This window comes from Shigella sp. SIG3, from assembly GCF_053555855.1.
In genome coordinates this window covers 1-21,961 of the sequence record NZ_JBQZXE010000022.1, presented here as the reverse complement: position 1 = coordinate 21,961, position 21,961 = coordinate 1, and the positions used below count along the sequence as shown (strand labels likewise).

The 21,961-nt window shown below is 52.0% G+C and carries 18 protein-coding genes; 10 read left to right on the top strand and 8 right to left on the bottom strand.

Going from position 1 to position 21,961, the window contains the following annotated elements:
- Positions 1–21: 21 nt before the first annotated feature.
- The 8 genes from tldD to csrD all read right to left on the bottom strand — a co-directional run bounded on the left by tldD (position 22) and on the right by csrD (position 12,497).
- Positions 22–1,467, bottom strand: coding sequence for a metalloprotease TldD (tldD, locus tag ACUU1I_RS06745; RefSeq protein ID WP_000055915.1), 1,446 nt, complete (start codon positions 1,465–1,467; stop codon positions 22–24).
- Between the two features lie 155 nt (positions 1,468–1,622).
- Entirely contained in the window at positions 1,623–5,423 is a 3,801-nt protein-coding gene (gene yhdP, locus ACUU1I_RS06740) for an AsmA2 domain-containing protein YhdP (RefSeq protein WP_001253630.1), read from the bottom strand.
- Positions 5,424–5,490: 67 nt separating this feature from the next.
- A complete protein-coding gene (gene rng / locus ACUU1I_RS06735) occupies positions 5,491–6,960 on the bottom strand; it encodes a ribonuclease G (RefSeq protein ID WP_000123197.1) in 1,470 nt (489 codons plus the stop codon).
- Positions 6,950–7,543 (bottom strand): nucleoside triphosphate pyrophosphatase YhdE, encoded by a 594-nt coding sequence (yhdE, locus tag ACUU1I_RS06730; RefSeq protein WP_000203090.1) that lies wholly within the window; start codon positions 7,541–7,543, stop codon positions 6,950–6,952. Before yhdE ends, rng begins: the two co-directional genes overlap by 11 nt.
- A gap of 8 nt (positions 7,544–7,551) precedes the next feature.
- Positions 7,552–8,040 (bottom strand): rod shape-determining protein MreD, encoded by a 489-nt coding sequence (gene mreD / locus ACUU1I_RS06725; protein ID WP_000179406.1) that lies wholly within the window; start codon positions 8,038–8,040, stop codon positions 7,552–7,554.
- Entirely contained in the window at positions 8,040–9,143 is a 1,104-nt protein-coding gene (gene mreC / locus ACUU1I_RS06720) for a rod shape-determining protein MreC (protein WP_000802500.1), read from the bottom strand. The genes mreD and mreC overlap by 1 nt, the downstream gene beginning before the upstream one ends.
- A gap of 65 nt (positions 9,144–9,208) precedes the next feature.
- A complete protein-coding gene (gene mreB, locus ACUU1I_RS06715) occupies positions 9,209–10,252 on the bottom strand; it encodes a rod shape-determining protein MreB (protein WP_000913396.1) in 1,044 nt (347 codons plus the stop codon).
- A 304-nt stretch (positions 10,253–10,556) separates the two neighbouring features.
- The gene (gene csrD / locus ACUU1I_RS06710; RefSeq protein ID WP_001241418.1) at positions 10,557–12,497 is read right to left on the bottom strand and encodes an RNase E specificity factor CsrD; all 1,941 of its coding nucleotides are present in this window, start codon (positions 12,495–12,497) and stop codon (positions 10,557–10,559) included.
- A 151-nt stretch (positions 12,498–12,648) separates the two neighbouring features.
- Here csrD and acuI point away from each other — a divergent pair, with 151 nt between their 5' ends.
- The 10 genes from acuI to ACUU1I_RS06660 form a co-directional block, all read left to right on the top strand.
- Complete coding sequence (gene acuI / locus ACUU1I_RS06705; RefSeq protein WP_001148469.1) at positions 12,649–13,623, top strand: acrylyl-CoA reductase (NADPH); 975 nt, start codon at positions 12,649–12,651, stop codon at positions 13,621–13,623.
- Positions 13,624–14,600: 977 nt separating this feature from the next.
- On the top strand, positions 14,601–15,071 hold the full coding sequence (gene accB / locus ACUU1I_RS06700) for an acetyl-CoA carboxylase biotin carboxyl carrier protein (protein WP_000354622.1): 471 nt from the start codon (positions 14,601–14,603) through the stop codon (positions 15,069–15,071).
- A 10-nt stretch (positions 15,072–15,081) separates the two neighbouring features.
- On the top strand, positions 15,082–16,431 hold the full coding sequence (accC, locus tag ACUU1I_RS06695; RefSeq protein ID WP_000884648.1) for an acetyl-CoA carboxylase biotin carboxylase subunit: 1,350 nt from the start codon (positions 15,082–15,084) through the stop codon (positions 16,429–16,431).
- 108 nt (positions 16,432–16,539) lie between these two features.
- Positions 16,540–16,782 (top strand): YhdT family protein, encoded by a 243-nt coding sequence (locus ACUU1I_RS06690; RefSeq protein WP_000381229.1) that lies wholly within the window; start codon positions 16,540–16,542, stop codon positions 16,780–16,782.
- Complete coding sequence (gene panF, locus ACUU1I_RS06685) at positions 16,772–18,223, top strand: sodium/pantothenate symporter (RefSeq protein WP_001175728.1); 1,452 nt, start codon at positions 16,772–16,774, stop codon at positions 18,221–18,223. Before ACUU1I_RS06690 ends, panF begins: the two co-directional genes overlap by 11 nt.
- 11 nt (positions 18,224–18,234) lie before the next feature.
- The gene (gene prmA, locus ACUU1I_RS06680) at positions 18,235–19,116 is read left to right on the top strand and encodes a 50S ribosomal protein L11 methyltransferase (RefSeq protein ID WP_001145832.1); all 882 of its coding nucleotides are present in this window, start codon (positions 18,235–18,237) and stop codon (positions 19,114–19,116) included.
- A 328-nt stretch (positions 19,117–19,444) separates the two neighbouring features.
- The gene (gene dusB / locus ACUU1I_RS06675) at positions 19,445–20,410 is read left to right on the top strand and encodes a tRNA dihydrouridine synthase DusB (protein ID WP_001219649.1); all 966 of its coding nucleotides are present in this window, start codon (positions 19,445–19,447) and stop codon (positions 20,408–20,410) included.
- 25 nt (positions 20,411–20,435) lie between these two features.
- The gene (gene fis / locus ACUU1I_RS06670; RefSeq protein ID WP_000462905.1) at positions 20,436–20,732 is read left to right on the top strand and encodes a DNA-binding transcriptional regulator Fis; all 297 of its coding nucleotides are present in this window, start codon (positions 20,436–20,438) and stop codon (positions 20,730–20,732) included.
- Positions 20,733–20,817: 85 nt separating this feature from the next.
- The gene (gene yhdJ, locus ACUU1I_RS06665) at positions 20,818–21,702 is read left to right on the top strand and encodes an adenine-specific DNA-methyltransferase (RefSeq protein WP_001258934.1); all 885 of its coding nucleotides are present in this window, start codon (positions 20,818–20,820) and stop codon (positions 21,700–21,702) included.
- 83 nt (positions 21,703–21,785) lie between these two features.
- The coding region (locus ACUU1I_RS06660; protein WP_283671818.1) for a DUF2556 family protein at positions 21,786–21,961 on the top strand (176 nt) is incomplete at its 3' end.

Genomic DNA, 21,961 nt, shown 5'->3' with positions numbered 1-21,961 from the left:
CTTCTGAAAATAATGAAATTATTACGCAGTACCGCCAACAGTCAGGTTATCGACTTTCAACGTTGGCTGGCCCACGCCAACCGGCAAACTTTGCCCTTCTTTACCGCAGACACCCACGCCGTTATCCAGTTTCAGGTCGTTGCCAACCATCGAAATCTGCTGCATGGTTTCGATACCGGAACCAATCAACGTTGCGCCTTTCACCGGCTTCGTTACTTTACCGTTTTCAATCAGATATGCTTCTGAAGTGGAGAAAACGAATTTGCCGGAGGTGATATCCACCTGACCGCCACCAAAGTTCGGTGCATAGATACCGTACTCAACGGATTCAATAATTTCTTGCGGGGTCGATTTACCCGGCAGCATATAGGTGTTGGTCATACGCGGCATGGGCAGATGGGCGTAGGATTCACGGCGACCGTTGCCAGTCGGCGTCATCCCCATCAAACGCGCGTTGAGTTTATCCTGCATGTAGCCTTTCAGAATGCCGTTCTCAATCAGCACGTTGTACTGGCCTGGCGTACCTTCGTCATCAATCGCCACCGAACCACGGCGATCGACCATCGTGCCGTCATCAACCACGGTACACAGTTCTGAAGCCACCAGCTCCCCGACCTGTCCACTAAATACTGAAGTGCCACGGCGGTTGAAGTCGCCTTCCAGACCGTGACCTACCGCTTCATGCAACAGCACGCCCGGCCAACCTGCGCCAAGTACTACCGGCATGGTGCCCGCTGGTGCAGCAACGGCAGAAAGATTGACCAGCGCCATACGCACTGCTTCTTTTGCCCATGCATCCGCACGGACTTCGCCGTCAAGATCGGCAAGGAAGAACTCATAACTAAAACGACCGCCGCCGCCACTGGCACCGCGTTCGCGTTTGCCATCTTCTTCGACCAGAACGCTCACGGAAAGACGCACCAGCGGACGGACATCCGCCGCTAGCGTGCCGTCGGTGGCCGCAACCAGAATTAATTCATAGACACCACTGAGGCTGGCAGTCACTTCCTGTACGCGCTTGTCCGCTTCGCGAGCAACCTTATCGACGCGACGCAGGATATCCAGCTTCTCTTCACGGCTCATGCTTTGCAGCGGATCTACCGAGGTATACAACGGGCTATGCTCTACCGCGCCCAGCGTCTGTACTTTGCCATCACCACTATCACGGACGATGGTGCGCGCCGCTTGCGCACTCTGTTCCAGCGCCAGCAGGCTGATTTGGTCAGCGTAAGCAAATCCGGTTTTTTCACCGCTGATTGCACGCACGCCAACGCCCTGATCGATGTTGTAAGAACCATCTTTAATAATGCGGTCTTCTAAAACCCAGGATTCGTGATAGCTCGACTGAAAATAGAGATCGCCATAATCAAGGCGACGTTCGGCCAGTTGACCGAGGATCGCGAACAAGTCCTGATGTTTCAGGCCGTTCGCCGCTAGCAATTGTTCACTTACCAGGTTCAGACTCATCGTTTTTGCTACTCGTTAGTTACTGCAGTAGAGGATTTTTTACGGCTGCCGGATGCGGCGTGAACGCCCTATCCGGCCTACAGTTATGTTCCGGCTCGTTGGCCTTTGGCAACGATTATCATATGAGATTGGGGCAATTACGCGCCCTCGTCAAATCATTGCGCTTTTTCTTTACGCGGTTGGCGCAACACTTCGTTGATTTGCGGATCATCCAGCGGACCCGAAATGTGATAGCGCAAAATGGAGACTTTGCTCCACAGCGGCCCCAGCACTTTACTGGCGGCAAACACTGCCGCGCCAACAATGGGGTTAACCGCAAAAGCCGCAGCCACGCCCACCGTCGCAGAAATCTCTGGTGCGACAACCGCTTCCATATTCAGGTCTCGACGTACCAGATTTACCGACCCTTTCATGGCGATATCCGCCTCCAGGCCATCCACCAGCGTGTCGTCGGTGTGCATAACGCCGTCTTTAATCCACGCGGTGCTGCGAATGGAGTCAAAATAGAACCCTTCGCCAAAAGTGTCTCTGAAATCAAAACGCAGCTTACGCATCAGGGCATCTACGCTCAATAAGCGCAGCAATTGCCCGGCATGTCCGGTATTGATTTCGGTAATTTCGCCTTTACCCAGTTGAGTATGAATGATGCCATTCAACGTCGCTTCATCTGGCTGCCAGGGTGCTTTGCGCCAGTGTAAATCGTAATCCACATTAAATGACGACTGGCGTATGGGCGTCGTGACACCAAAAAATTCTGCGGCGGCATCAATTTTCTGCCCACGCAGTTTTCCTTTCAGCGAGGTACGTTCATTCCCCGGATTATTAACCCATTCACCATCGGCAGTAAGCCGCGAGAAACCAGTATCAATCAGTCCATTGGTCAGCGTTAACGTATCGCCAGAAATGGTGATATCACTGTCAATGCGACCGAATTTTTGCCCCCAGAACCAGCACTCTGTGCATCGTATTTGTGCGTCCGGCCAGCCACGGAAGTTAATGCGCTCCGTTGTCGGGAAAGGTGATGACGGCGTTGAATCACCACGAGCTTTCGCCACGCTCGGGTTGTAATAAAGATATTTGATATTCGCCAGCCACGGCGCGTTATTACGCATCGCTAGCGTGGCGTTGATTTCACGCCCTTGCGCCTCAACCAGGGTGCCATTTGCCGTCGGTTGCGAAACAATACTCAGGTTATTCCATTGCTGATTTCCCAGTGACAACATAGGCGTACGTAATGTTATGTGTTGTGGGAAACTCGCTGCACCACCGACACTCTCCGCAGCGCCTTTCTGGAACAGGGCCAGCCACTCGGCACCATTCATCGGCGGCATATTAAGTTCAACGCCACTTTGTTCCGGCAACGGCGGGAGCGTTTTACTGTCTGCCGCCCAAATAGCACGATCGAGCGTCAGCTTTTGACCAAGCAACCAGCGGCTATTGAAATGGTTATCCGCACCAGCCTGTCCGGTTAATTCAAAGCTGTTGAGATTGCCATCAACCTTAACGTTTACCGCTAGTGGTTCACCCGCAGGTTTGGCTAACGGTGAAGGTAAGTGACTACTCACATTATTCAGATCGCCGTTCAGCTCTACGTTATAGGTCGCGCCAGCATGATAAGGCAGATCAATGCCCACTTTACCATCCCACGCCACGCTGCCACTCAATGCTTCGTTCACCGCTTCAGGCAGAACGCCGGTTTTCGCCGGTTGCCAGTTACCGTTGAGATTCACCGCAACCTGGTAGGCTTTTGCCCCTTCTTTGGTGGAAAAATCCACGTTCAACGGCTGATTAAACCAGCTTGCTGTCAGTGGTTCACTTTGCAGATCGCCATTGATAAAGCTGAATTTACCGCTCAAATTTTTCAGGATGCTGTCGAGTGGTTTGATAAACAGACTGTTATTACGCAGCGTCACTTCACCTTTCGCGGTTACCAGTTCGCCGTTCAGCGGGATATCAAGATGTAAGCGAGCATTCACATCGCCGTCGAGCTGGAGTTCTTGCAGGGTCGCACCCAGAGAATCTTTCAGCGGTGTCTCATCAAAGTAAGGGCCAACGGCTTTACCCGGACCTTTAATGTCAGCGTCAATCAGCAGTTTTTCTTTTGAGTAGTCAGGGATCACTGCGGTGAGATTACTCGCGCGCACGCCGCCCAGATTAACGCCATCGGTTTTCATCCATAAACCGTCGTTAATAAAGTCCAGTTCAATATCAAGGTTAGTTAATGCAGGCCAGTCCGGCTGGAAGGCAAACTTCGCGTTGCGCAGCGGCACCAGCACTTCAAACTGACCTTCGTTGTGTTTATAGGGGAAGAGTTGCGGATTGCCACCATAAACCAGCGTCGCGTTATCCGCTTCACCGCCCTGAATCGCACCACTTAAATAATCAACCAGGTCTTTACCCATCAAGTTTTCCGGGAAATAGCGCCAGGCTTGTGAACCATCATCGGTACTGATGCCAGCCAGAATACCCAGCCAGGGTTCATCGTTAGCAGGTTGCAGGTAACGAAAACCGCCGCGCGCATGGACGGCTTTGGCTTTAACGTCAATATTACGCCCATCCAGCTGGAAACCTTTGTCATTGTTCAGCCAGCTTATAGTTGCCTGGCCGTCGGCGATTTCCAGTGGCGCACGGAATACCGTTTCGTAAGGCATCTTTGCCTGCTTCATCGACGCGGTAAGCAAACCATTTTCAACGCTGCCGGAAAGCGTCCCGGAGAAGTGTTCCGCACCCGGTAATAATTTCCATTGCTTCCAGGCCAGATCGCTCCACGATGCCTGAAAACGGGTCTTGTCTGCCGCCTGAAGCGGGATATCCAGCGCCAGAGTGTTAATCTTGCCGCTCGGTTGTGTGGAGCGCCAAACATCACCCAGTGCAGGTGAAAGTTTCGCGGCCAGCGGGCGTATGCCCTCCAGGCCTGCCAGCTCCAGATTACTAGCGCGAATCCGGAGTTCGTCACTGCGTTTATTGTCTTTGCCGTCAACGTCCTGTTCCGGTATCCAGGCCAGCGTCAATGCTCCGCTCGGCCAGGGTTTGCCGTCCATCGTGATCCGTGTATCGGGAATAGAGAACTGCCAGCCCGGATTTTCACGCGTAATATGCGCGGTCAGATTATCCACCGACAGCGTATGCGTTTGCTTCTCGCCCAACCAGCTGGCACCGCCCTGTTTCAGCCAGACGTCACCGCCGGTTACATCGCCTTTGTCGATCGTCATCCAGCCTTCAAGGGAGAACTGTGCCGTTTCCAGAGCAATATTGTCCTGCATCCATTTACCGAGCCACGGCTTCAGGTCGATGTCATCCGCCTGTAGCCAGACGCGACCATTGCTTAACAACCCCTCATCATCGCGCAAATCCATGCGCACCTGCATCACGCCGTGCTGCCCGGTAAGGCTGGAGAGGCTTACCAGGCCTTCCGCACGGTGTCGACGTGGATCGTTCAGCCAGGTGAGTTGTGGGATCGCCAGCTCGGCGCTCTGACCGGATGGCGTCAGAAAACTGACTTCACTGTCGCGGAGATCGAAATGGTCAAATTGACGAAGAAACAGATCGCTGATGTGACTGGCTTCCAGACTGTCATCGCTACCACCGCTGGTGATAGGAGTGTTGGTGCGAAAGCGCAGCTGCCAGAAAGTGAGGTCGCGAAACTGCCAGCGCATATGTAACAGGCTCTGCCAGACATCCAGCGCCAGAGTAACGCGTTTAACCGAAAATTCGCCGCCATCTTTTAGTTCTGCACGGATATCGTGTGCTTCAAGCGTCGGGCCAAAATTCTGCCAGCTGGCTGAGAGCTGACTGGCTTCTACCGGCATGCCAGTCGCGGATTCTATTTTGTTGAGGATTTCCGGACGCCAGGCGTCAAGATGCGGTAAAGCAATACGCAGGCCGCTAACCAGCAGGGCAGCGATCACAACGAGCGCGGCTCCAGTAAGCAGTAAAATCCCCGGCAATCGCCTCACCCGTCACTCCTTGTCTGCTAAAAATGTGACTCAAAAACCCTTTGCCGGATGGCGGCCCAGCATCTGTTTACATCATTACGACGTCAAACTGCTCCTGGTTATAGAGCGGTTCAATTTGTACTTTAACCTGTTTGCCAACGAAAATTTCCACTTCCGCCAGCGAGTGTGACTCTTCGCCTTTCAAGGCTTCGGCTACTGCCGGAGAAGCATAGACCAGGAAACGGTCGGAGTCGTAAGCATGGTGGACACGAACAATCTCGCGCATGATTTCATAGCATACCGTTTCCACGGTTTTCACCGTTCCGCGACCGTGGCAGGTTGGGCATTCGTTACACAGTACGTGCTCAATGCTTTCGCGGGTGCGTTTACGCGTCATCTCCACCAGCCCCAGCGCCGAAAAACCATTAACGCTGGTTTTCACCCGGTCTTTGCTCAACGCCTGCTCCAGCGAATGCAGCACGCGGCGGCGGTGATCTTCATTATTCATATCGATGAAATCAATAATGATAATCCCGCCCAGATTACGCAACCGTAACTGGCGAGCGATAGCCTGCGTCGCTTCAATATTGGTATTGAAAATAGTGTCGTCCAGATTGCGATGACCGACAAACGCTCCGGTATTGATGTCCACGGTGGTCATCGCTTCGGTCTGGTCGATAATCAGATAACCACCGGATTTCAGTTCTACTTTGCGTTCCAACGCTCGCTGGATTTCGTTTTCGACATCAAAGAGATCGAAAATCGGCTGGCGTCCGGTGTAATGCTCCAGCTTGCTGGTCATCTCGGGAATGTACTCCGAGGTAAACTCCAGCAATGCTTCGTAAGTCAGGCGTGAGTCAACGCGAATGCGGTCCAGTTCGGCGTCGGCAAAATCACGCAGAACACGCTGCGCCAGCGCCAGTTCGCCGTACAGCTGATAACGGGTCTGCGGGCGCTTTTTACGCTCCATAACTTTGGTCCAGACGCGTTTCAGATAAGCGGCATCGGAGGCCAGTTCAGCCTCGCCAACCCCTTCCGCTGCAGTGCGGATGATAAACCCGCCCTGCTCGTCGCAATACTCTGCGACCACTTTTTTCAGGCGTTCACGTTCTGATTCGCTTTCAATTCGTTGGGAAACCCCAACGTGAGAAGCCCCTGGCATAAATACCAGATAGCGAGAAGGCAGCGTGATATCGGTGGTCAGGCGCGCACCTTTAGTGCCAAGCGGATCTTTCACCACCTGCACCATCAGATCTTGCCCCTGACGAACCAGTTCCGAGATGTCGCGCACCGTGAATTGCTTTTGTTCTTCACCCGCCACACATTCGGTATGCGGCATGATGTCGGATGCATGAAGAAACGCGGCTTTATCCAGCCCAATATCTACAAAAGCCGCCTGCATACCCGGAAGTACACGACTTACACGACCCTTGTAGATATTGCCTACTATTCCGCGTCGCGCCTCACGTTCAATATGAATTTCCTGCAGAATACCGCCATCAATATACGCCACTCGCGTTTCCGAAGGCGTTACGTTTACTAACAATTCAGCCGTCATGTTTATCCCTTTTCTCACGCAGTGCGTTAAAATTACTTAATAATTCATACGTTTCAACCAGCGGTAAGCCGACTACGGCGTGATAGCTGCCATTTATCTTCCTGACAAAACAGCCACCCAGCCCCTGAATACCGTATGCACCTGCTTTATCTAACGGTTCACCGCTGGCGACATAGCCCGCGATGTCTTCGTCTGTTAACGTTCTGAAAGTCACATCGGTGACCACCAGGCAATCGAGAATATGCTGGCTGTCGGCCAACGCCACTGCCGTCATCACCTGATGGGTCTGACCCGATAATTTGCGCAACATCTGCGCCGCATGCTCTGCGTCGCGCGGTTTCTCGAGCACTTCTCCGTTCAGGATAACGATAATATCCGCACCCAGCACCGGGAGATCCTGTGCCGTTTGCGCGACACCCGCCTGTGCTTTCTCGCGTGCCAGACGCACAACATACTGCTGCGCGCTCTCCTGCGGCTGACGCTGCTCCTCAATGCCCGTAACAATACGTTCAAAGGTCACGCCAAGTTGCGCAAGTAACTCCTGACGACGCGGAGAACCGGAAGCTAAATACAGAGAAGTCATAGAAACCTTTATTGCACGGCAAACTGCTGACGGACTTTACGCATCAGCAAGAAAATCCACGGCCAGAGCACCCCATTGACTACACTACTCCAGAACACTTCCGGTCTGAAAGAGACGTTAATCACTAAAAACTCTGCCCAGAAAACAATAATATCCACCACCAGCGAAAGCAACATGACGACCAGCGCCTGCTGCCATAATGCGAGGTTGCGGAAAAGCTGGTATTTCAGCGCCACCAGGTAAGCAATGATGCTCATCGCCAATACGCGTACGCCAAGCATCGAGCCGCTGATCAGATCCAGTATGGCACCCATCACAAAACCTGTGCCCACATTTACGCGATGGGGCAAGGCCAGGATCCAATACAACAAGATAAGTAACACCCAGTTTGGCCGGAAAACAATCAGGTTATCCGGCCAGGGCATGATTTGCAGCAACAGCGCAATGAGGAAAGAGAGCCAGATTACCCAGCGTCCCTGGCTACGATAGCTCGCCACTATTGCCCTCCCGGCGCACGCGCAGGCGGTTGAGCACCACTTTGCGGCGGCGTAGCCCTTTGTGGAGAGCGATTAGCAGCGGGCTGTGTCGGCGCAACAGGCGCAGTAGCTGCATTTCCTGTCGCCGGTTGCTGCGGAGTCGGCTGAGCGATCCCCGTTGCCGGTTCAGGTAACTTTGGCCCCATCGCGTCTGGCGAAGGCAATACCTGCGGCATCATCTGCATCAGACGTTCATTAGCAACACGATGCACCTCTTCCGGCGTCATCGGGTTAGCGCCGTTACGATCCGCGCCCCACAGCAGCAGCAGATAACGCAAACGTTGCAGTCCTGCAGTCGGACGCGCCTGGATCACAGTATAAGCGCGCTGGGTATCGAGTTTTACGGAAGAGACAACCGCGACCGGATAGCCTTCCGGGAAACGACCGCCCAGACCGGAGGTCACCAGCACATCACCAACACGAATATCCGTATTCGCTGGCAGATGCTCAAGCTGCAAATCATCCGTACAACCGTTACCGGCTGCAATTACGCGGATATCGTTGCGCAGCACCTGGATTGGCAGCGCGTGGGTCGCATCACAAATCAGCAGCACGCGACTGGTCAGTTTAGCGACGGCCACCACCTGACCAACAACACCTTTGTCGCTGATGACCGGCTGGCCTTCATAAACGCCATTAACGCTACCTTTATCGATAACAACTTGATCGCTATAAGGATCGTTAACCGTGGAGATAACCTGAGTCACCATTTTCTGCTCATCCTGACGCAGCGGGGAACCCAGCAGCTCGCGCAGACGCGCGTTCTCCTGTTTGTATTGTCCAAGCATCAGCAGTTCACTGTTTTTCAGCAACAGTTCCTGACGTAACGCCCGGTTTTCAAGTTCTAGTTGGTCACGCGAGGCCAGCGTCTGCGATATGCCATCCAGCAATTCACGAGGAGCATTGGAAACAAAGTAGAAAGGACTGACGGCGGTATCCATATAAGTACGGATTTGACTGAACGTCCCCAGGCGGCTGTCGGCAATAATAATGCCGAGCGCCACCAGCACCGCCAGAATAAGGCGAATCTGTAGCGACGGGCCACGGCTAAAAATTGGCTTCATAAGTTATGCGTATTCTCGTATCAGACCAGGCAGGGTAAACAGACGCTTCCCCTGCCTGCATCCGATTACTCTTCGCTGAACAGGTCGCCGCCGTGCATGTCGATCATTTCCAGCGCTTTGCCGCCACCGCGCGCCACACAGGTCAGCGGGTCTTCAGCAACAACGACTGGAATGCCGGTTTCTTCCATTAACAAACGGTCAAGGTTACGCAGCAGTGCGCCACCACCGGTGAGCACCATGCCGCGCTCGGAGATGTCGGAAGCCAGTTCCGGCGGGCACTGTTCCAGTGCAACCATTACCGCGCTCACAATACCGGTCAGCGGTTCCTGCAGTGCTTCGAGGATTTCGTTGGAGTTCAGGGTAAAACCGCGTGGAACACCTTCTGCCAGGTTACGGCCACGAACTTCGATTTCACGGACTTCATCGCCCGGGTAAGCCGAACCGATTTCGTGCTTGATACGTTCTGCGGTGGCTTCACCGATCAGAGAACCGTAATTACGACGCACATAGTTGATGATAGCTTCGTCGAAACGATCACCACCAATGCGCACGGAAGAGGAGTAAACCACGCCGTTCAAGGAGATAACAGCAACTTCAGTGGTACCACCACCGATATCAACCACCATAGAACCGGTCGCTTCAGAAACCGGCAGGCCAGCACCAATTGCGGCAGCCATCGGTTCTTCAATCAGGAAGACTTCACGGGCACCAGCGCCCTGCGCGGATTCACGAATTGCGCGGCGTTCAACCTGGGTCGCGCCAACCGGTACACAAACCAGAACGCGCGGGCTTGGACGCATAAAGCTGTTGCTGTGCACTTGTTTGATGAAGTGCTGGAGCATTTTTTCAGTCACGAAGAAGTCGGCGATAACGCCGTCTTTCATTGGGCGAATGGCAGCAATATTGCCCGGCGTACGGCCCAGCATCTGCTTCGCGTCATGACCTACTGCAGCTACGCTTTTCGGTGAACCGGCACGATCCTGACGAATGGCCACCACGGAAGGCTCATTCAATACGATGCCTTGTCCTTTTACATAAATGAGGGTATTCGCAGTACCCAGGTCAATGGACAAGTCATTGGAAAACATGCCACGAAATTTTTTCAACATACTAAGGGATAATCCTGAAAGCTGGGGCGGAAAAGAAAATCCGCTTACTTTACCAACCACACGCAGCAGCGACAAGGCGCAAAAATCATCTGCTACGGTGAAAATTAGTGCAGTTCGTTTCCTTTGTTACAAATCTCTGCCTGAGTCCAGAAAGGCTTAATGCATCAGCAGCATTCCTCGCCTGTTTGCAACCGCGTAAGGTCATTCATCTGCATATGTGCTGCAACAATCTGGCGAGCAGACAAGCACACTCCCATGAGACGCAGCGCGCGTTATTCTACGTGAAAACGGATTAAACGGCAGGTTAAACCGAGTATCTTTGTGAATATTTTTTCACGTTAGTATCAAGTGGCTGTGAGGACGCGAAAAAATCCCCTTGCCCGCCTGTAACACCGCGCTGAATCAGGGTCTGCCACTCGCTTCGCGAACGCACGCCGGTGGCGTAAACGTGGGTGCTGGTCCCGGAGCAGGCTTCCACCAGGCTTTGAACCAGCAGCTGGTTCTCCGTTCGCTTCTCAATGTTCCTGACCAGCCCCGGATGGAGCTTGAGTAACTCAACATTAAGTTCTTTGATCCAACTGGTGCTTACCAGCGTCAAACCAGCCTGGTTGACGGCTACCCGTACCCCTAAAGCATTCACTAAACGAATAACAGGTTGTAAACGACTGATATGTTGACCTACATCGGCCTCTGCAAGTTCAATAATTATGCGTTTTCGTTGTGATTTTTCACATTGCATTAACGTATCGCGCAGCCAACGCTGAAAACGCGGACGAATCAGCGACTCAACGGTAACCTGAATCGCCAGATTTTCCTCTGGCCAGTAACGCAATAGTGGAATAAGACGGCTGATTTGCAGACGGTCATACTCTTCCGATAAGCCAAACTGCAAGACCATCGGCATATACTCCGCCGAGCTAACCTCTTCATTACCATCGAAGATGCGGCACATGAGTTCGCGATGATGAACCTGACCTTCGCGAGTAACCGCCGGTTTTTGATAAAGGCGCGGGCCGCCGCGACTGAGCATTTGCTCGATAAGCGTACGCCAGCGAACATTACCGCGTCCTTTTTCAGGCAACGAGTCATCATAAATAGCCCAGCTATTGCCACCCTGCAATCCCGCATTACGCGTGGCAGACTCTGCATGTTCCATTACCTGCTCGGTATCCTGACCACTACGCCAGGCACAGATACCAATGTGGATCATATCGTCGCGATCGAGCATTTTATTGTTCGGCAAGGTATCGACGGCTTTGATTAACTGACTGGCTATGCTCTCTGCCTCTTTTAACGTCCGGTGCGGTAACAGCGCAGCAAAATCACTGCGGTGGTAACGCGCCAGCAGTGCGCCAGGGTAGCGCATCATAAATGTCGACAGCAGATTCGTCAGAGTGAAGAACTGTTCTTCAACCTGGCTGTGCCCCCAGGTATCGCTCAACATATTGAAATCCGGCAGACGAATCATCATCACGATCCCGTGGGTACCTACTTTCTCCTGATCTTCCAGTAACGTTGCTAACTGATTATCGAAAAAGAGTCGGTTATTGAGGCCGGTTTTCACGTCCTGTGCGGCATAAGAGCGGATCAGCGTATCAAGACGGCTGTGTTGTTCGCGTGCGTTCTGAATTTCACGAAGCAGCGTATCCAGCGCACTGCTGGTTCTGGGCGGCCATTCATAGATGGTTCCCAACACATTAGAGCCACGCTCACCGTTTAAGATACGAGTAGCCCGGGTTTCCAGCAATTCTTGCCCGGCAAGTTGCCGTTGTAACCAGCGTACCGCCAGAAAGAGCATAAGAATGATAAAGCCAATCGCCCCCGTGAGCGGCGCGGTGGTCATCAACGAATGGAAATAGTTGCCCATCGGATCCTGATAAACCAGACGCAACGACATCCCCGGATGCTTTATCAACGGAACGCTCAGTTCACGAAACAGATCGCTGGTGCCAACCGGACGATAACTACCATTTCTGGCCAGGGTATAAACCTGTTTATCACCATGCAGCAGGTCTACACGAACGATATCTGCTGACACCATTAATTCGGTAATTTGTGGCCTTAATGCGCTGAAGTCATTCGACACAAGGTGGGTATCAATCGCCGTCGCCACCGCCTGAACGCGATGACTAAACTTATACTGAATGGCGTTGTAGAAACTTAGCGAACAGCCCAGCAAAGTCACAAAAATTGTTAACCCGGTGAGCAGCGTAACAAAGGCCGAAAATTTCGTCGTTAATCTCATCCTTGTGTTAACTCCGATAGTGAGGAAGCGGGCATACTAGCAAATCAGATTTATCTCGCAATTTATTGCGCTTCATCGGCTTTGCTTTTCCATTAGCGAGTATAGTCTTCAGAAATTATTTTCCAATCCATCATGCACATGAGGACCACTTATGCAGGCGTTACTTTTAGAACAGCAGGACGGCAAAACTCTCGCATCAGTACAGACTCTGGACGAAAGTCGCCTGCCGGAGGGCGATGTCACGGTCGATGTTCACTGGTCGAGCCTGAACTATAAAGATGCGCTGGCGATTACCGGTAAGGGAAAAATCATCCGTAATTTTCCGATGATTCCTGGGATCGATTTTGCCGGAACTGTACGCACCAGCGAAGATCCGCGTTTTCATGCCGGTCAGGAGGTGTTACTCACTGGCTGGGGCGTTGGTGAAAACCACTGGGGTGGGCTGGCGGAGCAGGCGCGAGTGAAAGGTGACTGGCTGGTTGCCATGCCGCAAGGGCTGGACGCGCGTAAAGCAATGATTATCGGTACTGCCGGTTTTACCGCCATGCTGTGTGTGATGGCGCTGGAAGATGCCGGTGTTCGCCCGCAGGACGGGGAGATTGTCGTGACGGGTGCCAGTGGTGGCGTCGGCAGTACCGCCGTGGCGCTGCTGCATAAGTTGGGTTATCAGGTCGTTGCCGTTTCCGGTCGCGAAAGTACCCATGAATATCTGAAAAGTTTAGGTGCCAGCCGTATTCTCCCTCGTGATGAGTTTGCCGAATCCCGTCCTCTGGAAAAACAAGTCTGGGCTGGGGCAATTGACACTGTTGGCGACAAAGTCCTGGCAAAAGTGCTGGCGCAAATGAATTACGGCGGCTGCGTGGCGGCCTGTGGTCTGGCGGGTGGTTTTACTCTGCCAAGCACGGTCATGCCATTTATTCTGCGTAATGTCCGTTTGCAAGGGGTGGATTCAGTAATGACGCCACCAGAACGCCGCGCACAAGCCTGGCAGCGACTGGTCGCCGATTTACCGGAATCATTCTATACCCAGGCGGCAAAAGAGATATCTCTGTCAGAGGCACCGAACTTTGCCGAGGCCATCATTAATAACCAGATCCAAGGTCGCACGCTGGTGAAGGTTAACTAACCATTTAGCAAGGAATAATAAGAGAGGGAACTCATTTTGACATCATTATTCAATCGGTTAACGGGAAAAGCGGTTAGCCGGACAGCTTTCGTCGAACACCTTGGTCAGGAAGTTGTACAACATCATCCAAACTGGAAAGTCATGATTTCGACTGACCACAAATTGATGCGCATTGATACTCCTCTAAACAGCCATTATTGATACGCCTCCGTCGCCTGTTAGGTTTATGGTGCTTTGCCTGGGCGACACTACGCTTAACCTGTTACTGATTTCTGGTACCATGGGGTGAATAATCTGATTTTATTTGACTACAAATTAACCACTCGAACCTATTTAATGCTGAGAATTGTCAGTTGGTTGATTTTGCGTGCTTTAGCATTCACATCTATCCAGACGATGCAGTGAAAATTGGGTAATCCCCAGCAACCGCTGCGTAATGTCGTCTATCTTGTCGCGATCCTGGCATCCCTACATTATTTGTGGTCTGTGAAGATTATCTCATTGCAGCCCCTCATCTTCGCAGGGCTGGCTTTTCAGCTTTTCACCTTACGTTATAAGAAGTTCCGTCGATGATGGCGCTAATTTCGTGAATTGTGCGGCTTGTTGCAAATTACACGGTGTTGAAGGTTATTTACATGTTAGCTGTTGATTATCTTCCCTGATAAGACCAGTATTTAGCTGCCAATTGCTACGAAATCGTTATAATGTGCGACCTCGTCCTCCCTGACGCAGTTTTTGCGCTGCGGAAAAGGTGACATTGGCGCAACGAAGGTATATTTTGTTTTTTGCCGGAGGATAGCAGCAGATCGCTGCACAATGTCCGTCAAGTCTAACATTGACACTCTGGGGCAAAATAGACCGGCGTCCCGGCCTGCTGGAATTTATCGCTATGCATACAGCTGTCGGGGCATACGCTTTACAGACGGCGGTGAAACGCCTGTCACAATCACACTAAACAAAGAGTACGGAACCCACTCATGGATATTCGTAAGATTAAAAAACTGATCGAGCTGGTTGAAGAATCAGGCATCTCCGAACTGGAAATTTCTGAAGGCGAAGAGTCAGTACGCATTAGCCGTGCAGCTCCTGCCGCAAGTTTCCCTGTGATGCAACAAGCTTACGCTGCACCAATGATGCAGCAGCCAGCTCAATCTAACGCAGCCGCTCCGGCGACCGTTCCTTCCATGGAAGCGCCAGCAGCAGCGGAAATCAGTGGTCACATCGTACGTTCCCCGATGGTTGGTACTTTCTACCGCACCCCAAGCCCGGACGCAAAAGCGTTCATCGAAGTGGGTCAGAAAGTCAACGTGGGCGATACCCTGTGCATCGTTGAAGCCATGAAAATGATGAACCAGATCGAAGCGGACAAATCCGGTACCGTGAAAGCAATTCTGGTCGAAAGTGGACAACCGGTAGAATTTGACGAGCCGCTGGTCGTCATCGAGTAACGAGGCGAACATGCTGGATAAAATTGTTATTGCCAACCGCGGCGAGATTGCATTGCGTATTCTTCGTGCCTGTAAAGAACTGGGCATCAAGACTGTCGCTGTGCACTCCAGCGCGGATCGCGATCTAAAACACGTATTACTGGCAGATGAAACGGTCTGTATTGGCCCTGCTCCGTCAGTACAAAGTTATCTGAACATCCCGGCAATCATCAGCGCCGCTGAAATCACCGGCGCAGTAGCAATCCATCCGGGTTACGGCTTCCTCTCCGAGAACGCCAACTTTGCCGAGCAGGTTGAACGCTCCGGCTTTATCTTCATCGGCCCGAAAGCAGAAACCATTCGCCTGATGGGCGACAAAGTATCCGCAATCGCGGCGATGAAAAAAGCGGGCGTTCCTTGCGTACCTGGTTCTGACGGCCCGCTGGGCGACGATATGGATAAAAACCGCGCCATTGCTAAACGCATTGGTTATCCGGTGATTATCAAAGCCTCCGGCGGCGGCGGCGGTCGCGGTATGCGCGTAGTGCGCGGCGACGCTGAACTGGCACAATCCATCTCCATGACCCGTGCGGAAGCGAAAGCTGCTTTCAGCAACGATATGGTTTACATGGAGAAATACCTGGAGAATCCTCGCCACATCGAGATTCAGGTACTGGCTGACGGTCAGGGCAACGCTATCTATCTGGCGGAACGTGACTGCTCCATGCAGCGCCGCCACCAGAAAGTGGTCGAAGAAGCACCAGCACCGGGCATTACCCCGGAACTGCGTCGCTACATCGGCGAACGTTGCGCTAAAGCGTGTGTTGATATCGGCTATCGCGGTGCAGGTACTTTCGAGTTCCTGTTCGAAAACGGCGAGTTCTATTTCATCGAAATGAACACCCGTATTCAGGTAGAACACCCGGTTACAGAAATGATCACCGGCGTTGACCTGATCAAAGAACAGCTGCGTATCGCTGCCGGTCAACCGCTGTCGATCAAGCAAGAAGAAGTTCACGTTCGCGGCCATGCGGTGGAATGTCGTATCAACGCCGAAGATCCGAACACCTTCCTGCCAAGCCCAGGCAAAATCACCCGTTTCCACGCACCTGGCGGTTTTGGCGTACGTTGGGAGTCTCATATCTACGCGGGCTACACCGTACCGCCGTACTATGACTCAATGATCGGTAAGCTGATTTGCTACGGTGAAAACCGTGACGTGGCGATTGCCCGCATGAAGAATGCGCTGCAGGAGCTGATCATCGACGGTATCAAAACCAACGTTGATCTGCAGATCCGCATCATGAATGACGAGAACTTCCAGCATGGTGGCACTAACATCCACTATCTGGAGAAAAAACTCGGTCTTCAGGAAAAATAAGACTGCAAAAGCGTCAAAAGGCCGGATTTTCCGGCCTTTTTTATTACTGGGGATCGACAACCCCCATAAGGTACAATCCTCGCTTTCTTCACCCATCAGGGACAAAAAATGGACACTAGTTTTGTTCAGGCCCATAAAGAGGCGCGCTGGGCGCTGGGGCTGACCCTTTTGTATCTGGCAGTTTGGTTAGTAGATGCTTACTTACCTGGCGTTGCCCCCGGTTTTACCGGCTTTCCGCGCTGGTTTGAGATGGCCTGCATCCTGACGCCGCTACTGTTTATTGGACTGTGCTGGGCGATGGTGAAATTTATCTATCGCGATATCCCACTGGAGGATGACGATGCAGCTTGAAGTAATTCTACCGCTGGTCGCCTATCTGGTGGTGGTGTTCGGTATCTCGGTTTATGCGATGCGTAAACGGAGCACCGGCACCTTCCTTAATGAGTATTTCCTCGGCAGCCGCTCTATGGGCGGTATTGTGCTGGCGATGACGCTCACCGCGACCTATATCAGTGCCAGTTCGTTTATCGGCGGGCCAGGAGCTGCTTATAAATACGGGCTGGGCTGGGTATTGCTGGCGATGATTCAGCTTCCTGCTGTCTGGCTTTCACTCGGTATTCTCGGCAAGAAGTTTGCGATTCTTGCGCGCCGCTACAATGCAGTGACGCTGAACGATATGCTGTTTGCCCGCTACCAGAGTCGTCTTCTGGTGTGGCTGGCGAGTTTGAGTTTGCTGGTTGCGTTCGTTGGTGCGATGACCGTGCAGTTTATCGGCGGTGCGCGCCTGCTGGAAACCGCGGCGGGTATTCCTTATGAAACCGGGCTGCTGATTTTTGGTATCAGCATTGCGTTATATACCGCCTTTGGTGGCTTTCGCGCCAGCGTGCTGAACGACACCATGCAAGGGCTTGTGATGCTGATTGGCACCGTTGTGCTGCTTATTGGCGTGGTACATGCCGCTGGCGGCTTAAGCAACGCAGTACAGACCTTGCAAACCATCGATCCGCAACTGGTTACGCCACAAGGCGCTGACGATATTCTGTCGCCTGCCTTTATGACGTCGTTCTGGGTACTGGTGTGCTTTGGCGTGATTGGCCTGCCGCATACTGCGGTGCGCTGTATCTCTTATAAAGACAGCAAAGCAGTACACCGGGGGATCATCATCGGTACGATTGTAGTCGCAATCCTGATGTTCGGTATGCACCTAGCCGGAGCGTTAGGTCGTGCAGTGATCCCCGATCTCACCGTACCGGATCTGGTGATCCCGACGTTAATGGTAAAAGTGCTGCCACCTTTTGCTGCCGGGATCTTTCTGGCTGCACCTATGGCTGCGATCATGTCGACAATTAACGCCCAACTGCTGCAAAGTTCCGCTACGATCATTAAAGATCTCTATCTGAATATCCGTCCGGATCAAATGCAAAACGAGACGCGTCTGAAGCGGATGTCGGCGGTAATTACGTTAGTTCTCGGCGCGTTGCTGCTGCTTGCCGCCTGGAAGCCGCCAGAAATGATCATCTGGCTGAATTTGCTGGCCTTCGGTGGGCTGGAAGCCGTTTTCCTGTGGCCGCTGGTGCTGGGTCTTTACTGGGAACGCGCCAACGCCAAAGGCGCGCTAAGTGCGATGATCGTTGGCGGCGTGCTGTATGCCGTACTCGCGACGCTGAATATTCAGTACCTGGGCTTCCACCCTATCGTGCCCTCGTTACTACTAAGTTTGCTGGCTTTCCTGGTCGGAAACCGTTTCGGTACATCCGTCCCGCAAGCTACCGTTTTGACTACTGATAAATAAAGAGTTTTGCCATGCCTTGGATCCAACTGAAACTGAACACCACCGGCGCGAACGCGGAAGATCTTAGCGATGCGCTGATGGAAGCGGGTGCCGTTTCTATCACTTTTCAGGATACCCACGATACGCCAGTATTTGAGCCGCTGCCGGGCGAAACGCGCCTGTGGGGCGACACCGATGTGATTGGTCTGTTCGACGCTGAAACCGATATGAACGACGTGGTGGCGATTCTGGAAAACCATCCGCTGCTCGGCGCAGGCTTCGCGCATAAAACCGAACAACTAGAAGATAAAGACTGGGAGCGCGAATGGATGGATAATTTCCACCCGATGCGCTTTGGTGAACGACTGTGGATCTGCCCTAGCTGGCGTGATGTGCCGGACGAAAACGCCGTCAACGTGATGTTAGATCCAGGGCTGGCGTTTGGTACGGGTACCCATCCAACCACCTCTCTGTGCCTGCAATGGCTCGACAGCCTCGATTTAACCGGTAAAACAGTCATCGACTTTGGCTGTGGTTCCGGCATTCTGGCGATCGCGGCGCTGAAACTGGGTGCAGCAAAAGCCATTGGTATTGATATCGATCCGCAGGCGATTCAGGCCAGCCGCGATAACGCCGAACGTAATGGCGTTTCTGACCGTCTGGAACTCTACTTACCGAAAGATCAGCCAGAAGAAATGAAAGCCGACGTGGTGGTCGCTAACATCCTTGCAGGCCCATTACGTGAACTGGCACCGTTAATCAGCGTCCTGCCGGTTTCAGGCGGTTTGCTGGGCCTTTCCGGTATTCTGGCAAGCCAGGCAGAGAGCGTTTGTGAAGCTTATGCCGATAGCTTCGCACTGGACCCGGTCGTGGAAAAAGAAGAGTGGTGCCGTATTACCGGTCGTAAGAATTAACCTTCGCATCGCCGTAGGGTGACGCGGGGCGAAGTGCGAGCAAGCTCACAAAAGGCACGTAAATTTGCCGATTATTTACGCAAATTTGCGTGCCAAAATTTTCATTCATAAAGAAAAATTGAGAACTTACTCAAATTTCTTTGAGTGTAAATTTTAGTCACTATTTTCTAATATGATGATTTTTATGAGTAATTATCGCACCACGCTCATTTTAAATGCAATTCTTTGATCCATCTCAGAGGATTGGTCAAAGTTTGGCCTTTCATCTCGTGCAAAAAATGCGTAATATACGCCGCCTTGCAGTCACAGTATGGTCATTTCTTAACTCATGCGCATCGGACAATATCAGCTCAGAAATCGCCTGATCGCAGCGCCCATGGCTGGCATTACAGACAGACCTTTTCGGACGTTGTGCTACGAGATGGGAGCCGGATTGACAGTATCCGAGATGATGTCTTCTAACCCACAGGTTTGGGAAAGCGACAAATCTCGTTTACGGATGGTGCACATTGATGAACCCGGTATTCGCACCGTGCAAATTGCTGGTAGCGCTCCGAAAGAAATGGCAGATGCAGCACGTATTAACGTGGAAAGCGGTGCCCAGATTATTGATATCAATATGGGTTGCCCGGCTAAAAAAGTGAATCGCAAGCTCGCAGGTTCAGCCCTCTTGCAGTACCCGGATGTCGTTAAATCGATCCTTACCGAGGTCGTCAATGCAGTGGACGTTCCTGTTACCCTGAAGATTCGCACCGGCTGGGCACCGGAACACCGTAACTGCGAAGAGATTGCCCAACTGGCTGAAGACTGTGGCATTCAGGCTCTGACCATTCATGGCCGTACACGCGCCTGTTTGTTCAATGGAGAAGCTGAGTACGACAGTATTCGGGCAGTTAAGCAGAAAGTTTCCATTCCGGTTATCGCGAATGGCGACATTACTGACCCGCTTAAAGCCAGAGCTGTGCTCGACTATACAGGGGCGGATGCCCTGATGATAGGCCGCGCAGCTCAGGGAAGACCCTGGATCTTTCGGGAAATCCAGCATTATCTGGACACTGGGGAGTTGCTGCCCCCGCTGCCTTTGGCAGAGGTTAAGCGCTTGCTTTGCGCGCACGTTCGGGAACTGCATGACTTTTATGGTCCGGCAAAAGGGTACCGAATTGCACGTAAACACGTTTCCTGGTATCTCCAGGAACACGCTCCAAATGACCAGTTTCGGCGCACATTCAACGCCATTGAGGATGCCAGCGAACAGCTGGAGGCGTTGGAGGCATACTTCGAAAATTTTGCGTAAACAGAAATAAAGAGCTGACAGAACTATGTTCGAACAACGCGTAAATTCTGACGTACTGACCGTTTCTACCGTTAACTCTCAGGATCAGGTAACCCAAAAACCCCTGCGTGACTCGGTTAAACAGGCACTGAAGAACTATTTTGCTCAACTGAATGGTCAGGATGTGAATGACCTCTATGAGCTGGTACTGGCTGAAGTAGAACAGCCCCTGTTGGACATGGTGATGCAATACACCCGTGGTAACCAGACCCGTGCTGCGCTGATGATGGGCATCAACCGTGGTACGCTGCGTAAAAAATTGAAAAAATACGGCATGAACTAATTCAGGTTAGCTAAATGCTTGATTAAAAAGGCGCTACTCGGCATAGGGAAGCGCCTTTTTTATAGGTGTCACAAAGGGAGTGACCATGAGAACAGGATGTGAACCGACCCGGTTTGGTAATGAAGCTAAGACCATTATTCACGGTGATGCCCTTGCCGAACTTAAAAAGCTACCTACTGAAAGCGTCGATCTGCTCTTTGCCGACCCACCGTATAACATCGGTAAAAATTTTGATGGTTTGATCGAAGCCTGGAAAGAAGATCTGTTTATCGACTGGCTGTTTGAAGTGATTGCAGAGTGCCACCGCGTTCTGAAAAAGCAGGGCAGCATGTACATTATGAACAGTACGGAAAACATGCCCTTTATCGATCTCCAGTGCCGCAAGCTTTTTACCATCAAAAGTCGCATCGTCTGGTCATATGACAGTTCTGGAGTACAGGCGAAAAAACACTACGGCTCCATGTACGAACCCATCCTGATGATGGTGAAAGACGCAAAGAACTACACATTCAACGGTGATGCTATTCTGGTAGAAGCCAAAACCGGATCGCAGCGCGCGTTGATCTATTATCGCAAAAATCCTCCACAGCCATACAATCATCAAAAAGTACCGGGTAACGTCTGGGATTTTCCACGCGTGCGTTATTTGATGGATGAATATGAGAACCACCCGACGCAAAAACCGAAAGCCTTACTGAAACGCATTATTCTCGCCTCTTCCAACCCAGGCGATATCGTTCTCGACCCGTTTGCCGGTAGCTTTACTACCGGTGCCGTAGCCATCGCCAGCGGACGAAAATTCATTGGTATTGAGATCAACAGCGAGTACATCAAAATGGGGCTTCGACGGCTGGATGTCGCGTCGCATTACTCCGCGGAAGAACTGGCGAAAGTGAAAAAAAGAAAGACCGGCAACCTGTCAAAACGAAGCCGGTTAAGCGAAGTTGACCCCGATCTCATTGCAAAGTAAAGGAAGTGTAAGCCTGGTTTTCAGATTATTCATTTCGTGTATATTTCCTGCCAGACTTGGTTAAACATGCACAGGCTCAGGTAATGATTCGCAAGTATTGGTGGCTCGTCGTTTTCGCTGTCTTCGTTTTTCTGTTTGATACTTTACTGATGCAGTGGATTGAACTGCTGACAACAGAAACAGACAAATGCCGTAATATGAACTCAGTTAATCCACTAAAACTGGTTAACTGTGACGAACTGAATTTTCAGGACAGAAT

Excerpts from the sequence above, each read along its gene's own strand:
- tldD (WP_000055915.1), bottom strand. The coding sequence starts at position 1,467 with ATGAGTCTGAACCTGGTAAGTGAACAATTGCTAGCGGCGAACGGCCTG.
- rng (WP_000123197.1), bottom strand. The coding sequence starts at position 6,960 with ATGACGGCTGAATTGTTAGTAAACGTAACGCCTTCGGAAACGCGAGTG.
- yhdE (WP_000203090.1), bottom strand. The coding sequence starts at position 7,543 with ATGACTTCTCTGTATTTAGCTTCCGGTTCTCCGCGTCGTCAGGAGTTA.
- mreC (WP_000802500.1), bottom strand. The coding sequence starts at position 9,143 with ATGAAGCCAATTTTTAGCCGTGGCCCGTCGCTACAGATTCGCCTTATT.
- mreB (WP_000913396.1), bottom strand. The coding sequence starts at position 10,252 with ATGTTGAAAAAATTTCGTGGCATGTTTTCCAATGACTTGTCCATTGAC.
- csrD (WP_001241418.1), bottom strand. The coding sequence starts at position 12,497 with ATGAGATTAACGACGAAATTTTCGGCCTTTGTTACGCTGCTCACCGGG.
- acuI (WP_001148469.1), top strand. The coding sequence starts at position 12,649 with ATGCAGGCGTTACTTTTAGAACAGCAGGACGGCAAAACTCTCGCATCA.
- accB (WP_000354622.1), top strand. The coding sequence starts at position 14,601 with ATGGATATTCGTAAGATTAAAAAACTGATCGAGCTGGTTGAAGAATCA.
- accC (WP_000884648.1), top strand. The coding sequence starts at position 15,082 with ATGCTGGATAAAATTGTTATTGCCAACCGCGGCGAGATTGCATTGCGT.
- ACUU1I_RS06690 (WP_000381229.1), top strand. The coding sequence starts at position 16,540 with ATGGACACTAGTTTTGTTCAGGCCCATAAAGAGGCGCGCTGGGCGCTG.
- panF (WP_001175728.1), top strand. The coding sequence starts at position 16,772 with ATGCAGCTTGAAGTAATTCTACCGCTGGTCGCCTATCTGGTGGTGGTG.
- prmA (WP_001145832.1), top strand. The coding sequence starts at position 18,235 with ATGCCTTGGATCCAACTGAAACTGAACACCACCGGCGCGAACGCGGAA.
- dusB (WP_001219649.1), top strand. The coding sequence starts at position 19,445 with ATGCGCATCGGACAATATCAGCTCAGAAATCGCCTGATCGCAGCGCCC.
- fis (WP_000462905.1), top strand. The coding sequence starts at position 20,436 with ATGTTCGAACAACGCGTAAATTCTGACGTACTGACCGTTTCTACCGTT.
- yhdJ (WP_001258934.1), top strand. The coding sequence starts at position 20,818 with ATGAGAACAGGATGTGAACCGACCCGGTTTGGTAATGAAGCTAAGACC.